Source organism: Branchiibius hedensis, from assembly GCF_900108585.1.
GTDB lineage: Bacteria > Actinomycetota > Actinomycetes > Actinomycetales > Dermatophilaceae > Branchiibius > Branchiibius hedensis.
The window spans coordinates 2,846,583-2,861,097 of the sequence record NZ_UESZ01000001.1; the positions used below are offsets into that span (position 1 = coordinate 2,846,583).

Annotated in this window: 13 protein-coding genes, 1 tRNA gene, 1 pseudogene and 2 riboswitches; of the genes and pseudogenes, 4 read left to right on the forward strand and 11 right to left on the reverse strand. The window is 67.4% G+C overall.

Annotation, left to right across the window (positions count from 1 at the left end; genetic code table 11):
- Window positions 1–13: 13 nt before the first annotated feature.
- The 3 genes from DR843_RS13780 to DR843_RS13790 are packed head-to-tail and all read right to left on the reverse strand — an operon-like array spanning window position 14 to window position 4,121.
- Window positions 14–649 carry a hypothetical protein gene (locus tag DR843_RS13780; protein WP_245934134.1) on the reverse strand — a complete coding sequence of 212 codons (636 nt, stop codon included), beginning with the start codon at window positions 647–649 and terminating at the stop codon, window positions 14–16.
- Between the two features lie 4 nt (window positions 650–653).
- Entirely contained in the window at window positions 654–3,200 is a 2,547-nt protein-coding gene (locus DR843_RS13785; protein WP_109688984.1) for a DEAD/DEAH box helicase, read from the reverse strand.
- A 9-nt stretch (window positions 3,201–3,209) separates the two neighbouring features.
- Window positions 3,210–4,121, reverse strand: coding sequence for a LysR family transcriptional regulator (locus DR843_RS13790; RefSeq protein WP_211310248.1), 912 nt, complete (start codon window positions 4,119–4,121; stop codon window positions 3,210–3,212).
- A gap of 66 nt (window positions 4,122–4,187) precedes the next feature.
- On the opposite strand from DR843_RS13790, the gene DR843_RS13795 reads away from it, so the two are divergent.
- The gene (locus DR843_RS13795; RefSeq protein WP_109686704.1) at window positions 4,188–5,426 is read left to right on the forward strand and encodes an MFS transporter; all 1,239 of its coding nucleotides are present in this window, start codon (window positions 4,188–4,190) and stop codon (window positions 5,424–5,426) included.
- Here the strand turns inward: DR843_RS13795 and DR843_RS13800 are convergent.
- A complete protein-coding gene (locus tag DR843_RS13800; protein WP_109686705.1) occupies window positions 5,413–6,603 on the reverse strand; it encodes an alpha/beta hydrolase in 1,191 nt (396 codons plus the stop codon). The two genes, DR843_RS13795 and DR843_RS13800, sit on opposite strands and share 14 nt — an antisense overlap.
- A gap of 186 nt (window positions 6,604–6,789) precedes the next feature.
- Between DR843_RS13800 and DR843_RS13805 the strand changes: the two genes are divergently transcribed.
- Window positions 6,790–6,862, forward strand: a tRNA-Lys gene (locus DR843_RS13805).
- Between the two features lie 5 nt (window positions 6,863–6,867).
- Here DR843_RS13805 and DR843_RS13810 read toward each other — a convergent pair.
- The 7 genes and pseudogenes from DR843_RS13810 to DR843_RS13835 all read right to left on the reverse strand — a co-directional run bounded on the left by DR843_RS13810 (window position 6,868) and on the right by DR843_RS13835 (window position 12,320).
- Window positions 6,868–7,380, reverse strand: a complete 513-nt coding sequence (locus DR843_RS13810; protein WP_109686707.1) for a flavin reductase family protein — start codon at window positions 7,378–7,380, stop codon at window positions 6,868–6,870.
- The gene (locus tag DR843_RS13815; protein WP_109686709.1) at window positions 7,377–7,889 is read right to left on the reverse strand and encodes an NADPH-dependent FMN reductase; all 513 of its coding nucleotides are present in this window, start codon (window positions 7,887–7,889) and stop codon (window positions 7,377–7,379) included. The genes DR843_RS13810 and DR843_RS13815 overlap by 4 nt, the downstream gene beginning before the upstream one ends.
- Entirely contained in the window at window positions 7,886–9,076 is a 1,191-nt protein-coding gene (locus DR843_RS13820; RefSeq protein WP_245934135.1) for an LLM class flavin-dependent oxidoreductase, read from the reverse strand. Before DR843_RS13820 ends, DR843_RS13815 begins: the two co-directional genes overlap by 4 nt.
- Entirely contained in the window at window positions 9,073–9,204 is a 132-nt protein-coding gene (locus DR843_RS20865; RefSeq protein WP_342767185.1) for a hypothetical protein, read from the reverse strand. The genes DR843_RS13820 and DR843_RS20865 overlap by 4 nt, the downstream gene beginning before the upstream one ends.
- 65 nt (window positions 9,205–9,269) lie before the next feature.
- Window positions 9,270–10,439: pseudogene (locus DR843_RS13825) on the reverse strand (NtaA/DmoA family FMN-dependent monooxygenase); the annotation flags it as partial.
- 14 nt (window positions 10,440–10,453) lie between these two features.
- Window positions 10,454–11,632 (reverse strand): LLM class flavin-dependent oxidoreductase, encoded by a 1,179-nt coding sequence (locus DR843_RS13830; RefSeq protein WP_211310249.1) that lies wholly within the window; start codon window positions 11,630–11,632, stop codon window positions 10,454–10,456.
- 45 nt (window positions 11,633–11,677) lie between these two features.
- Window positions 11,678–11,788, reverse strand: a riboswitch (SAM riboswitch).
- Window positions 11,789–11,858: 70 nt separating this feature from the next.
- Complete coding sequence (locus DR843_RS13835; protein WP_342767186.1) at window positions 11,859–12,320, reverse strand: RrF2 family transcriptional regulator; 462 nt, start codon at window positions 12,318–12,320, stop codon at window positions 11,859–11,861.
- A gap of 105 nt (window positions 12,321–12,425) precedes the next feature.
- Window positions 12,426–12,535: riboswitch (SAM riboswitch) on the forward strand.
- Window positions 12,536–12,585: 50 nt separating this feature from the next.
- Between DR843_RS13835 and DR843_RS13840 the strand changes: the two genes are divergently transcribed.
- Both DR843_RS13840 and DR843_RS13845 read left to right on the forward strand, forming a co-directional pair.
- The gene (locus DR843_RS13840) at window positions 12,586–13,575 is read left to right on the forward strand and encodes an amino acid ABC transporter permease (protein ID WP_109686711.1); all 990 of its coding nucleotides are present in this window, start codon (window positions 12,586–12,588) and stop codon (window positions 13,573–13,575) included.
- Entirely contained in the window at window positions 13,572–14,372 is an 801-nt protein-coding gene (locus DR843_RS13845) for an amino acid ABC transporter ATP-binding protein (RefSeq protein ID WP_109686713.1), read from the forward strand. Before DR843_RS13840 ends, DR843_RS13845 begins: the two co-directional genes overlap by 4 nt.
- Window positions 14,373–14,515: the final 143 nt, after the last annotated feature.

Below are 14,515 nucleotides of genomic sequence, written 5' to 3' on the forward strand. Positions count from 1 at the left end.
ACGCAGCTAACTTCTAGTGCAGGCGCCCGTCCCGCCAGGCCGCCGCGCACCGCGTCAGATCCTGTGCTGTCGACAACAACGCTGCCGCGCTGCGGGTCTGCGCCGTGGCGAGCGTGTCGTCAACCCCGTCGTGGTCGTCGGCGCGGTGTGCTCGTCCGATCGAGATGACCCGACAGAACGCCGCGGCCCGCTCCAACGCGACCGCCAGGTCGCCGTCGAAGACTCCGGTCAGGATCGAGTCGCTCAACGAGACCATCGACGCCGGGTCCGGTGGTTCGGAAGCGCCTGCGACAGCGTGGGATACGGACGCATGGGCCAGACCGGTGCGGTAGTCCGCCGACAACTCCACCGGGTTGCGCTGCACCCACTCACGCAGCACGTACATCCGCCACAGACACCCCGGCAGGCTCACCGCGGGCTGGGCGGACCACAACGCCGCGACCGTCGACAACCCCAGTTCGTCGACCAGATGCACCAGCCGCGCGGTCAGCTCCGGATCGTGCTCGGCCCGCCCGGTCCCGACCAGCACTGCCGCGGTCTCGTGCGCGACCTCACTGACGTCCGCTGGGTCGACGTTGCCGACGAAGGCATCGAATGTGCCGGGACCCATCGGGGTCGGCCGGCGCGGTCGGCGCTCATCCTCACACACCACCTCAGGGTAAGTGATCGAATCTGTTGAGACCTTGGACCAGGATGATCGTTTGCCCAGCGTGGTCCGAGGCCAGCAAATCGACGTACCCGTCGATGCCCCAGTCCCGATCGCCTTGCGGATCCGCGATCACCTGGCGCACCAACCACGCCTCGGACTGGCGCTCCACCTGCAGGTACGACGAGTTGCGGGCGTCCGCGTCGGTCACCATCTCGTCGTGCTCGGCGTAGTAGGCGCCCAGGTCGGAGCGCCACGCCTCGGCGTCCATGACCGGCTCGACCGGTGGATCAGTCAGGGCGGCCAGGTTGGCCTCCAGGGCGAGCAAGCCCTCGACGTCCCGGCGCGCAGCCAACTCCAGTCGACGCCACATCGCGTTGCGTACGCCGATCTCGAAGGCTTTCGTCGCGGTGAACCGTCGCGGGGGTGGCGGGGGTCCGCCGACCGCCGCACCCTCTGCAGACGCGGGATGCAACAACGCCTCCCACTCATCGAGCAGGCTGGAGTCGGTCTGCCGGACGGTCTCCCCCAGCCACTCGATGAGGTCGGCCAGCTCCGGGGTCTTGCGGCCATCCGGCACCGTGTCCCGCAATGTCCGGTAGGCGTCGGACAGATACCGCAGCACCACGCCCTCGGAGCGGCCGATCTGGTACTGCGCCACGAGATCGCCGAAGCTCCAAGCGTTTTCGTACATCTCGCGCACCACGGACTTGGGCGACAAGGCCTCCAAGGGCACCCACGGTTGGGCTGACCGGTAGGTCTCGAACGCCGCTTCGAGGAGTTCGGCCAGCGGCTGCGGCCAGCTGATCTCCTCCAGCAACTCCATCCGCTCGTCGTACTCGATGCCGTCGGCCTTCATCTGACCGATGGCGATGCCGCGGGCCTTGTGCCGCTGCGCCAACAGGATCGGCCGCGGGTCCTCCAGGATGGCCTCGATCACCGAGACCACATCGAGGGCGTAGTCCGGCGCCGTCTCGTCCAACAGATCCAGTGCCGCGAGCGCGAACGGGGCCAGCGGCTGGTTCAGGGCGAAACTGTCTTGCAGCGCGGTGACCAATTCGACCTGCCGCCCGTCGGCCAAGGGTTGGTCGAGTCGGCGGACGACACCGCTGGCCAGCAGTTCGCGATAGAGCGCGATCGCCTGGCGGGTGAGCCGGATCTGACGCCGGGTGTCTTCATGATTGTCGCGCAACAGCTTTCGGGTCGACGCGAACGGATCACCCTCCCGGGCAATCAGATTCAGCATCATCGAGTGATTGATCCGCATCCGGGACTGCAACGGTTCGGGCTCAGCAGCAACCAGCTTGTTGAAGGTGTCCTCCGACCAGATCACCTCTCCCTCAGCGGGTTTGCTGCGCTGGACCTTGCGCAACTTCTTGGCGTCGTTGCCGGCCCGGGCCACGGCTCGCGCGAACTCGATGACGTGCTCGGGTGCCTGCACGATCACCGTCCCGGACGTGTCGAAGCCGGCCCGTCCCGCACGACCGGCGATCTGGTGGAATTCTCTCGCCTTGAGGATGCGTTGCCGCGACCCGTCGAACTTGGCCAGACCGGTGAATACCACCGTCCGGATCGGCACGTTGATGCCCACCCCGAGGGTGTCGGTGCCACAGATCACCGGCAGCAACCCTTCTTGCGCCAGTTGCTCGACCAACCGGCGATATTTGGGCAGCATTCCTGCGTGGTGCACGCCAATCCCGTGACGCACCAACTGATTCAACGTCTTGCCGAAGCCGGCGTTGAAGCGGAAGTCGACGATCCGGGCCGCGATCGCAGCGCGTTGTTCCTTCGTCGCGACCGGTGTCGTCAGCAGCGACCGGGCTTGCTCCAACGCAGCAGCCTGGGTGAAGTGCACGACGTACGCCGGTGCCTGGTCGGTCTTGATCAACTCCGCCAGCAGGTCCGGCAACGGCTCCACGGACCACGCGTAGGACAACGGCACCGGGCGGTCGACGCCAGTGATGGTGGCGGTCGGACGACCGGTGCGGGCGGTGAGGTCCTCTTCGAAACGGGTGACGTCGCCCAGGGTCGCGGACATCAGCAGGAACTGCGCTTGGGGCAACTCCAGCAGCGGCACCTGCCAGGCCCAGCCGCGGTCCGGTTCGGAGTAGAAGTGGAACTCGTCCATGACAACCAGACCGACGTCCGCCGTACGCCCCTCACGCAGCGCGATGTTCGCCAGGATCTCTGCGGTGCAACAGATGATCGGCGCATCGGCGTTGACCGATGCGTCACCGGTGATCATGCCGACGTTGTCGGCGCCGAAGATGGCGACCAGGTCGAAGAACTTCTCCGAGACCAGTGCCTTGATCGGAGCGGTGTAGAAGGCGACGCGGTCGGTGGCCAGAGCGATGAAGCAGGCGGCTTGGGCCACCAGGGATTTACCGGAGCCGGTCGGCGTCGCCAGGATCACGTTCGCGCCGCTCAGCAACTCCAGGACCGCGTCGTCCTGGTGCGGGTACGGCGTGAGGCCGCGCTCGCGCACCCAGGCCGTGAACACGGCGTACAGCGCATCGGGATCGGCAGGTGACGGGATCGCGTCGGTGAGGGTCATCGCCACCCATCATCCCTTCCCGCGCGGGGCGACGCCGATCTGGTCACGGCGCTCGGCGAGGTAGGCCCGCAGCCGCAGCGCCGCCGGGGAGAGCGTGGCGGGGTCCGCACACACCAACGCGATCTCCCGGCGGTAGTCGCCGCCGGCGAGCGGGATCTCGACCAGACCTTCGTGCGTCAGTTCGGCGGGCGGCAGCAGCGCCACGCCCAGACCTTGGGCGACCAAGGCGCGCAACGTCTCGATCTCGCTGCCCTCGAAGATGATTCGTGGCCGGAAGCCTGCCGCCAGACACCACTGGTCGGCCAGCCGACGCACGGAGTACGTCGTGGGGCCGGCGATGAACGCCTCATCGGCGAGTTCGGCGATCCGCACGCTGCGACGTTTCGCCAACCGGTGACGGGCGCCCACGTTGAGTTGCAAGTGCTGATAGCCGAGGGGTACGACGTCCAGATCGTCCGGTGGCGGCGTGACGATCGCCAGATCGAGGCGCCCGTCGCGTACCTCGTCCAGCATCGCGCCGCCGTGGCCCTGGTGCAGGATCAGCCGCACCCGCGGCGCCTGCTCGTAGAAGCCGGCCAGCAGGGCGGGTGTACTGCGGGGACCAACCGTCAACGGGAAGCCGAAGCGGACCAGACCGGCCTGCGGGTCGGCCTCCCCGCGCAACCGGCCGAACTCGCTGTCCAGATCATCCAGGGCGCGGCGCAGACCGGGCAGCAGACTGCGACCGGCCGGGGTCAGGGCGATCCCGCGGCCGTGCGGCTGCACCAACGGCTGGCCAAGAGCCCGTTCGAGAGTTTTGATCCGGCGGCTCATGGTCGACTGAGGGATGCCCAGTTCCGCTGCGGCCCGGGTGATGTGACCCTGCTCCGCCGCCGCACGAAACGCGATGAGTTCCGGGGCCAGCGTCGTCAATTCATCCACATCCTGATCATATCTGCGCTATTTCATCATTGGACGGAACGGCGGTCGACGAGATACACCAGAAGGGTGAGCACATCGGACCTCTTCACCCGCGGATCGGCGGCCTACCGGCGGCTGATGATCGCCGTCTTCCTGGTCGGGATCGCGATCTTCCTGATGATGTACAACACCCAGGGGCTGCTGCCGCAGATCGCTGCGACCTACGGCAGCTCGGAGACCGACGCCAGTTGGACCGTGTCGGCGACGACCCTGGGCATGGCCATCGGTTTCATTCCGCTGAGCACCATCGCCCTTCGGCGCGGCTATTTCGTGAAGATGACTGCCTTCCTGCTGGCTGCCACCACCGTCGGTCTGCTCGTGCCGTTCGCACCGACGCTGGGCTGGTTGATCGCCGGCCGCTTCACCCAGGGCTTCCTGATCTCCGCCGTCCCCGCGGCCGCGCTGGCCCTCATCGCGCACCGCGTCGACCCCATCGCTGTCGTTGACGCCACCGGAATCTACCTGGCCGGCAACACAATTGGCGGGTTGCTGTCTCGCGTCCTAACCGGACTGTTGACCGACGTCGCGGACTGGCAGGTCGGCCTGTTCGTCATGAGCGTCATCTGCCTGGTCTGCGGGGTTCTCCTACTCTTCCTGCGACCCAGGCCGCAGCCGGGCACAGGCGGGCCGATCGTCGTACCGGGAGCCGACACCCGGATGCGGCAGGCGGCCGCGGACTCGCTGCGCACCCCCGGCGTATGGGTCTGGTGCGCCACCGGCGCGCTGCTGATGTGCTGCTTCGCCGCGGCGTACACCGCTCTCGGGGTGCGCGTGCAGCAGGCTCCGTTCAACCTGTCCGCCGGTCAGGCGGGCGCGATCTTCCTGCTCTACGTGATCGGCACGATCGCCACCGCCCGGACCCGCGTGGTGGTCAGCAGGTACGGCGCTCGCCGGACTGTGCTGGGCGCCATCGCTCTGCTCGTAGTCGGGTTCGCGTTGACGCTGTCCGGGTCATTGTTGGTGATCCTGGTCGGGGTCGCGATCATCACCGGTGCGTTCTTCGTCGGGCACACGACCGCCTCGAGCAGCGTGTCGTTGCTCGCGCCGCCGCACGCCCGGTCAACCGCGTCGGCGCTCTACCTGACGGCGTACTACGTCGGCAGCAGCATCGGATCGACAGGCTCCACAACGCTTTTCGTGCACGCCGGATGGCTTGCCGTGGTCATCGGCGCCATCGTCGCGTTGGCGATCGCCGCCGGGCTGCACCTGCACGCGCTGCGCGCAGCGGTCCCGGCCCCCGCTCGGCGGCACGTCACGGTGAGCTGACGACCGCGTCCACCCTGTTCGGCGCGAACTGGGGCAGCGCATGGCTCAACCAGAGCAACGCGTGCGGGTAGGCAGCCAGCCAGACCGAGAAGCGGTGTCCTGCGTCGGGGTAGGTCACCGAGGTCACCGCCATCGGTGGTTTGGCATCCTTCACGAACTGCCGGCTCGGCGGGCCCGAGAGCGTGTCCTTGCCGGAGATCTCCAACCAGACCGAGATGGCCGGCGGGTGGTGCTCGGCCGTGGCCAGGACGTCGTACTTCTCGGGTGTCTTCTTGAACGGCCGCCAACTGCCGAAGATGGGTTGGAAGTATCCGCCGAGGACGATCGCCGCGCCGTACGTCTGGGGGTGCAGGGTCGCCGTCATGATCGCGCACCACGCACCGGCACTGAAGCCGATCGTGGCCCAGCCGTTGCGGTCCGCGGACGCGCGGAAGTGCTCGACGATCCAGTGCGGGATCTCCTTGGCCAGCCAGGTCTCCATCTCAAAGCGGCCACCGCCGTTGACGCACTCGGTGTCGATGCCGTCGGGCGTTGTCGACGGGGACACGATGATCGCCTGGCTCAACTCGTGCTCGGCGGCCAACTGTCCGACCGTCGTGCCGAGGTGAGCGATCTTGAACCAGGCCTGGTCGCTGGAGGGCACGCCCTGGAACGCCTCGATCACCGGGAACGTGCGGTCCTGCTGGTTCGGGTCGGTGTAGGCCTGCGGTAACCAGACCTTCACTTCACCGACGGCGCCGGCACCGCGGCCCGGGATGTGGACGGTCACCTCCTGGCCGCCCTGCCCAGGGTTCTGCTGCAAGTGCAGTGAGACCTGCTCGCCCCGGCGCTCGGCGCCGAAACGCTCCTGAGCGGCGCGGTTGGTGGCTGTCTCCTGCGCGGTGTTGAAGGTCCGCACGGCCATTCCGGCCTGCTGCACGGTCCCCGCCGGTAGACCGCCGCCAACGAGATCGTTGCCGAGGTCAGCCCAGTCGGCGTACCAGTCGTTCTGCGCGTTCAGGGTTGCGCCGACCGCGAGCACGGCGAGGGCGCAGGTCACGATCTGCGTGATCAACCGCACGAGGAAGGTCACGGGAGTGCGCTTGGTGAGCTGCACACCCAACACCACAGATCCGATGATGGCCAGAACGGCCACGATCCAACACAGCGCAACCAGTGCGCCACTATCCGGTTCCACGTTGACCGCCCTTCCGCGTCACGGACAGCGTGCCTCGTGGATCTGGACGTTTTCTGGACGTCTGCTGTACGCGTTGCCAGCCTCCGTGGCGGCTCGGTGCGACGGCCCCGATTGTGCCCGTACGACGTGCTGCGACTACGCTGGCCCGGCACCGTTGCGCAGTTCCAAAGCCCGCGAACGGCGCACGGGCCCTTAGCTCAATTGGTAGAGCAGTGGACTTTTAATCCATTGGTTCCGGGTTCGAGCCCCGGGGGGCCCACCCTGTCAGACCGCCAGGCGACGGAACGTGCTGCCGTGGAAGATCAGCGGGTGGGCTGCTTCGTCGATGTCGAGGTCGTGCACCTTCAACAGCACGATGAAGTGATCGCCGGCCGGCACGACCTGGTGCACCGAGGTCTCGAACCACGCCGAAGCCCGCTCGATCAGCACGCCACCCTCGGGGGTCTGCTGCCAGTCCAGCTGGGCGAACCGGTCAATTCCCTTGGTGGATAGCACGGTTGTCTCGTGCTCCTGGTCCGCCGACAGCACGCTGACACCCAGCTTGGTGGCCCGTTCCAGCACTGGCCAGGTGGTTGACGTCTGCGCCACGCACACCGAGACCAGAGCGGGATCGAGCGACACCGAGGTGAAGGAACTCGCCGCCAGGCCGTGCGGCACGTCATCGACGATCGCAGCCACGGCGGTCACCCCACTGGGGAACGCACCGAAGACCTGCCGCAGGCGTGCGGTGTCGAAGGCCGGTCGCGGCCGGCCACTGGTGATGTCGTACACGGTCATGCCGCTGCCTTCGTCTCGAGACGGGCCCGGATGCGCTCCAGCACCGGTTCTTCGTATTGCAGCCACGCCGCGAGCTCCGGGGAGTCCTCCCAGGTCTTGTCGACGATGAACAGTCCGCGTGTCGGACTGGACGCACCCAACTCGGCGAGCACCGGTTTGAGGAACGCCTCCGGCGCCAGCGAGTGCCGCAGATCGCCGCCCAGCAGCACCGGGATCGCGGTGACCTCGCGCAGTGCGCCGCCGCCGATCCGGTCGAGGAAGAGCTTCAGCAGACCGGTGTAACTGCCCTTGTAGGTCGGGCTGGCGAAGACCACGACCGAGGCCTGCTGCACCTGGTCGACGGCCTCAGCCACGGCGGTCGAGGACCAGTCCAACAACTCTGCGCCGAAGTCGACCAGGTCGATCACCGTGTCCGCCGGCCGGCCCGCAATCTGCTCGGCGACCAGCGACGCCGCCGACAACGTCCGGGACTTGGGCTTCGGGTTGCCCACCACCACAACAACACTCATCGTTGCTGCCACTCCTTCGCCAGTAGTTCAAAGGACCGCACCCGGTCCGCATGGTCGTGCGTGATGGTGGTGATCAGCAGTTCGTCCGCCTGCGTTGCGTCGCGCAGTGCGGCCAACTGATCGGCCACCTTCTCCGGCGTCCCGACGAACTGCGTGTCCACCCGGTCGGCAACCAGCGCGGCATCCTGCGGGCTCCACGGCAGCGCGCGCGCCTCCTCGGCGGTCGGGTACTGGATCGCGCCCTGGGCGGTCCGGATCGACCGCACCCATGGGCCATAGCCGGCAGCCAAATCCCTTGCTGTCTGGTCGTCTTCGGCGACAACGACATCCGCCGACACGATGACGTACGGCGACCCAAGCGTTGCGCTCGGAACGAACGCCTCGCGGTAGGCGGCGACCGCCTCCAGCACTCCGGACGGTGCCACGTGGTAGTTCGTGCCGAATCGCAGTCCGTTGGCTCCGGCGACCTGCGCACTTTCCCCGGCACTGCTGCCGTGGATCCAGATCTGCAGGTCGGCGCCCTCGCCAGGGACCACGTGCGCCTCTTCGCCGTTCTCCGCGCGGTAGGTGCCGGCGATCAACGCCAGGATGTCCGCGACCTGCTCGGTGTAGGGCTGCGACGTCGCTCCGGGCTGCTTCAACAGCGCCTGTGACAAGGCGATCCGTGGCGAGCCGAGCAACTGCGAGTAGTCGAAGGCCGGCGGGATGACCAAGCCGTTGTCCAGGACACGACCTTCTGGCGCCTGCGGTGTGCGCGTCTCCGAGCCCGGCGGCTTGCCACCGGAGCGTCCGAGGCCGAGGTCGAAACGACCGGGGTGCAACGTGTCCAGCAGGCCGAACTCCTCGACCGTGGACAGCGCCGTGCGATGACCCAATTGCACTGCAGCAGAGCCCAACCGGATGCTCTCGGTGGCACCGGCAACCAACGCGAGGACGACGGCCGGCGACGTCCCTGCAACACCTGGATTGAGGTGATGCTCGGCGAACCAGTACCGGGCGTAGCCGAGGGACTCCGCACGCTGGGCGAGGTCGATGCTGTTGCGCAATGCCTCCGGCGCATTTGAACCGGTCGAGATCGGCACCAGATCCAGCACGGACAACGGAGTCGTCACGGTGTTGTTGGTCGCGCCTCTGGCCTCGGCTCCGGGCCTCGCTGCGCTCGTTTCCTCGCCTCGGTCGGCGCTCACGACGCAACGCCTTCCACGATTCCCTGCTCGGTCTGCGGCCGCAGACCCAGGTTCTCCCGCAACGTCGCGCCCTCGTAGTCAGTGCGGAACACGCCCCGCTCCTGCAACAACGGCACCACCTGGTCCACGAACGGTGCAAGACCGTCGGGGTGATGTGCGGCACCAGGATGAAGCCATCGCTGGCGTCCTGTTGCACGTAGTCGTTGATGGTCGTCGCGATGGTCTCCGGCGAGCCGACGAAGTTCTGCCGCGCGGTGACCTCGATGATCAGTTCGCGGATCGACAGCTTCTCCGCCTCGGCCTTGGCCCGCCAGGAGCGTGCCGTCTCGAGGATGTCGTCGTGCCGACGCACACTGGCCCGACCGCGCGCGATCGTGTGCTCGCCCAGGTCCGGATCCTCCTGCGGCAGTGGACCATCCGGGTCGTAGTGCGACAGGTCGCGGTTCCACAACTGCTCCAGGAACCGCAGAGCGGTCTGCCCGCTGACCTGCTGCCGGCGCACCTCGGTTGCCTTTTCCTGCGCATCGGCATCCGTGTCGCCAAGCACGAAGGTCGCTGCGGGCAGGATCAGCAGGTCGTCGCGCCGGCGACCGTACTTGGCCAGGCGGCCCTTGACGTCCTCGTAGAACGCCTTGCCGTCCTCCAGCGTCCCGTGCCGGCTGAAGATCGCATCCGCCGAGGAGGCCGCGAACTCCCGACCATCGTGGGAGTCGCCGGCTTGGAAGATCACCGGGCGACCCTGCGGCGGGGACGGCACGTTGAAGCGGCCACTGATGTCGAAGTGGTCGTCATGGTGGCCGTAAGCACCAGCGTCGACCCGCGAGACGAATTGCCCCGAGTCGACGTCCGCGAGCAGATCCGACGGACCCCACGAGTCCCACAACTCCGCAGCCGTCTGCAGGAAGGTCCGGGCCCGCTCGTAGCGCTGATCCTGCGGGAGGAAGCCGCCGCGGCGGAAGTTCTCACCGGTGAACGCATCCCAGGACGTCACGACGTTCCACGCCGCACGCCCACCGGACAGGTGATCCAGCGACGCGAATTGCCTTGCCACGTCGTAGGGCTCGTTGAAGGTGGAGTTGATCGTGCCGGTCAACCCAAGGTGCTCGGTCACCGCGGCCAGCGCCGCCAGGATCGTGAACGTGTCCGGGCGGCCCACGACATCCAGGTCGTAGATCTTGCCGTTCTGCTCCCGCAAGCGCAGCCCCTCAGCGAGGAACAGGAAGTCGAACTTGCCGCGCTCGGCGATCTGCGCGAACCGCTTGAAGGAGTCGAACTCGATGTGGCTACCCGCCTGCGGGTCGCTCCACACCGTCGTGTTGTTGACGCCCGGGAAGTGGGCGGCCAGGTGGATCTGCTTGGTCATGTCCGTGTTTCCTCTCAGGCGGCGTAGCGGTTGGCGGGCCGGACAAGGCCGAAGTGCCCCCGCAAGGTGGTGGCGTCGTACGCCGTCCGGAACGCTCCGCGCCGCTGCAACTCGGGCACCAGGGCGTCGGTGATCTGGCTCAGGTCGTGCGGCAGGGCACCCGGGCGCAGGCGCACCCCGTCCAGGCCCGCGGACTGCCAGTCCAGGATCAGGTCGGCAAGTTCGCCGGGAGTGCCGACGAAGATCGTTGCGTCGCTGTGCAGTTCAGCCCCATCACGTACGTCGAGCCGCTCCTTGCGCGCGGCAGCGGCGGCGTACGTGTCGTCCAGGAAGACGACGACGTCGCCGAGGAGGTTGACCTCCCCCGCGGTCCGGCCGGCCTGTGCCGTGGCGGCGCGGACCGCGGTGGAGATGTTGTGGGCGTCCGCGGCGTCGGCCGGGGTCACGAACCCCAGATCCGCACTGCGCGCGAGCAATTCGTAACCAGCCTGCTGATGCACCAGCAGCGAGACCAGTGGCTGCCCCTGCGGTGGCCGCGGCGTGATCGAGGGGCCGCGGACGCTGAACTCGGAGCCCTCGAAGTCGATGTAGTGCAGCTTCTCGCGGTCGACGAAGCGACCGGTTGCCACATCGCGGATCTCCGCGTCGTCCTCCCAGCTGTCCCAGAGCCGGCGCAGCACTTCGATGTAGTCCTCGACCTCGCCGAACAGGATGCGGGTCAGTGCCGCTGGCACCCCGTCGCCGGGCAGCTCGGGCACCGGCCGCCGCCCGACGTTGCCGTACTCCTGCGGGCTGACGCTCGAGCGCACCCGGACACCGGCCCGACCGGTGCTGACGTAATCCAGCGTCGCAATGGCCTTCGAGACGTGGAACGGCTCGGTGTGCGGAGCAACCACTGTCGGCAGCAAGCCGATGTGCGAGGTGGTCGGTGCCACACGGGCGGCCACGAGGTTGGCGTCCAACCGGCCACGCACCCGGTCGGTCCGCTCGCTGGCGGCCTCGTGGTGGTCGGCCTGTTGGCTGAAGCCGTCCTCGATGGTGACGAGGTCGAGCAACCCGCGCTCGGCCTGCTGCACCAGGTCGGTCCAGTAGCGGGCGGTGAACAGTTCCCCCGGACGGGCGTCCGGCTCGCGCCAGGCGGCCGGGTGCCAACCGGCACCATCGAGGGCTACGGCCAGATGAAGGTCAGACATGGTTATCCCATCTCTTCCGGGCATCGCGGTCGGCGCCGCCATGCACATTCGCGCTTGCACCTCCGGTCGGAAGTGCCGGGTCATCACCTGGAGCACCCCACCGCGCAGGAGGGTTGCCGGTCAGCAAGCCAGGGCTTGTCGCTGACACTCATAACCATTTGTGAGGCTAGAACAAACCAGCCGTGATGTCTAATCCCTACTCTCAGAGTGGGATTTGAGGGCCATGTCAGCGAGGGAGCCAGGCGTCCTCGACGTCGTTGAGCCGACGCACCTTGGCCGGCAGCGCACCGGTGAGCAGCTGCTGCACCGTCACCTCATCCAGCACCTGCCGCAGACTGGACCGCACGGCCACCCACAGATCGGGCAGATGGGAGGCCACCCCGCCGTACGTCGTCTCATGCGGCCGCAGGCCCCGCACCTCCGCGAGGGGCCCGTCCACGGCGCGCAGAATGTCGCCGATGGCAATCTCCGATGCCGGCTTGGCCAGGGTGTAGCCACCCGCGCAACCACGCTGGGTGCGGACAATTCCGGCCCGGCGCAGGTCGCCGAGAATGGCCTCGACGAACTTACGCGGCATGCCCTGGTCCTGCACGATCGCGTCGATCGTCAGCAGGTCGGGGGCACGGGCGGCCATCTCCAGGGCAGCACGCACGGCGTAGTCGCTTTTCGCCGAAATCTGCACGGCCATCCTCCGTCGACGCAGGGTTCTGGAGTCAGCCTAACCGGCTCTCCTAACACCCATCGGTTCAGTAGGCATTTGCCATGCCGCGGTGTTTGGCCTAGCCTCACGTTTGGTTATGAGCGTCAGCGTCAAGCCCTGGCTTGCTGACCGGCAACCCTCCGCAGCGGTGGGGTGCCCCAGGTGACGACCCGGTGAGCCGGCCCGGCCCACAAGCGCATGCCATTGCATCGGCAGAGTTCCGAATGCGATTGATCTGGAAGGTGATTCGACCATGACCCTGCTCGATGCCGACGCGTCGACGGCGACCTCGCAGGCGAGATCTGCGGCGACCGACGATCCGTTACGCACCGCGCGTCTCGTCTCGGCGCCCCGCCCCGGCCGGTGGCTGGCGGCCGCAGCCGTCGTCGTCCTCGTCGCGATGTTCGTCAACACGCTGATCACCAATCAACGCTTCCAATGGGGCATCGTCGCCCAGTACTTCACGGCACCTTCGATCCTGCGGGGTCTCGGTCTGACGCTGGCCCTGTCCGCGTCGGTGTTCGTCGTCGGGTACCTCTTCGGGATCGGGTTGGCCGCGATGCGTCTGTCCAGCAACCCGATCCTGCGCAGCGTCAGCTTCACCTTCGTGTGGATCGTTCGCTCGGTGCCGGCGATCGTGCAGGTGCTGTTCTGGTTCCAGCTCGCCTCGCTCTATCCGCGGCTGTCGATCGGGATCCCGTTCGGTCCGGAGTTCGCGTCGGTTCAGACCGCCAACCTCTTCTCCGGGATCATCGCCGCGTTCATTGCCCTGACTCTCGACGTTGCGGCCTTCTCCGCCGAGGTCGTGCGCGGCGGATTGCTGTCGGTGGACCGCGGACAGACCGAGGCGGCCGAGGCGCTGGGCCTGTCGCGCCGCCGGATCTTCCGACGGATCGTGCTCCCCCAGGCGATGCCGGCGATCATCCCGGCCAGCGGCAACCTCGCCAACGGAATGGTCAAGGCCACCGCCATCGTCAGCGTGATCGCGGTGCAGGACCTGCTCTACTCCGCGCAGTTGATCTACAACGACAACTTCCAGGTCGTGCCGCTGCTGATCGTGGCGACGCTCTGGTACATCATCATCACGACCGCCTTGTCGGTGCTGCAGTACTTCATCGAGCGGCACTACAACCGCAGCCATCGCCGCGACGTGCGTTCTCTGCGTGAGGTATTCCGCTCCGGCCTGCCGTTGCTGCCGTATCGCAGCAAGAATGCCCGTATCGATGCGGGGGTGGGCGCATGACTGCCATCGCAACGACCGACACGATCCGCGAGGTCGGCGATCCGCTGCTGAGGATTCGCGGGCTGCACAAGTCGTTCGGCCTGCAGACTGTCCTGGAAGACATCGACCTGGACGTGCACACCGGCGACGTCACCGTGCTGATCGGCCGCTCCGGTTCGGGCAAGTCGACCCTGCTGCGCTGCGTCAACCACTTGGAGAAGCCGGACGGTGGCTACGTCGAGATCGACGGGCAGATCATCGGCTACCGCGAGCACCGCGGCCGGCTGGTCGAGCGTCACCAGCGCGAAATCACCCGCCAGCGCGCGGATCTCGGCATGGTCTTCCAGCAGTTCAACCTCTTCGGGCACCTGACCGTCTTGGAGAATCTGATCGAGGCGCCCGTGTCCGTGCGTGGCGCGTCCCGGTCCGATGCTTCCCGTACGGCGTCCGAGCTGCTCGCGCGGGTAGGCCTCGCTGGCCGTGAGGATTCCTTCCCGGCCCAGTTGTCCGGCGGCCAGCAGCAGCGAGTCGCCATCGCTCGCGCGCTCGCGATGCGCCCGCGGCTGCTGCTCTTCGACGAACCCACCAGCGCACTCGACCCGGAACTGGTCGGGGAGGTGCTCGCGGTGATCCGCGATCTCGCAGCAGACGGGATGACGATGATCATCGTGACCCACGAGATCGCCTTTGCTCGCGAGGTTGCCGACACCGTGGTCTTCCTCGACGGCGGTCACATCGTCGAAAAGGGCTCTCCGGCAGAGATTCTCGACGATCCACAAGACCCGCGCACCCGGGCATTCCTGTCCGCAGTCCTCTAACCGGCCCACCTTTCCTTCCTTCGCCTTCCCTCCCCCGGGGTTTGGAAGTCGTTGACCCACGCTCTCGCGATGTGTGGTGCAACGCGCTCCAAACCTCAGGAGGCGACCCGCTCCAACCCCACTGTGATTCAGCAAAAACCCTC

Bases quoted from the DNA above. Each gene is read 5' to 3' on its own strand.
- DR843_RS13785 (WP_109688984.1), bottom strand. From the start codon at position 3,200: ATGACCCTCACCGACGCGATCCCGTCACCTGCCGATCCCGATGCGCTG.
- DR843_RS13810 (WP_109686707.1), bottom strand. From the start codon at position 7,380: ATGACCGTGTACGACATCACCAGTGGCCGGCCGCGACCGGCCTTCGAC.
- DR843_RS13815 (WP_109686709.1), bottom strand. From the start codon at position 7,889: ATGAGTGTTGTTGTGGTGGTGGGCAACCCGAAGCCCAAGTCCCGGACG.
- DR843_RS13830 (WP_211310249.1), bottom strand. From the start codon at position 11,632: ATGTCTGACCTTCATCTGGCCGTAGCCCTCGATGGTGCCGGTTGGCAC.
- DR843_RS13835 (WP_342767186.1), bottom strand. From the start codon at position 12,320: ATGGCCGTGCAGATTTCGGCGAAAAGCGACTACGCCGTGCGTGCTGCC.
- DR843_RS13840 (WP_109686711.1), top strand. From the start codon at position 12,586: ATGACCCTGCTCGATGCCGACGCGTCGACGGCGACCTCGCAGGCGAGA.
- DR843_RS13845 (WP_109686713.1), top strand. From the start codon at position 13,572: ATGACTGCCATCGCAACGACCGACACGATCCGCGAGGTCGGCGATCCG.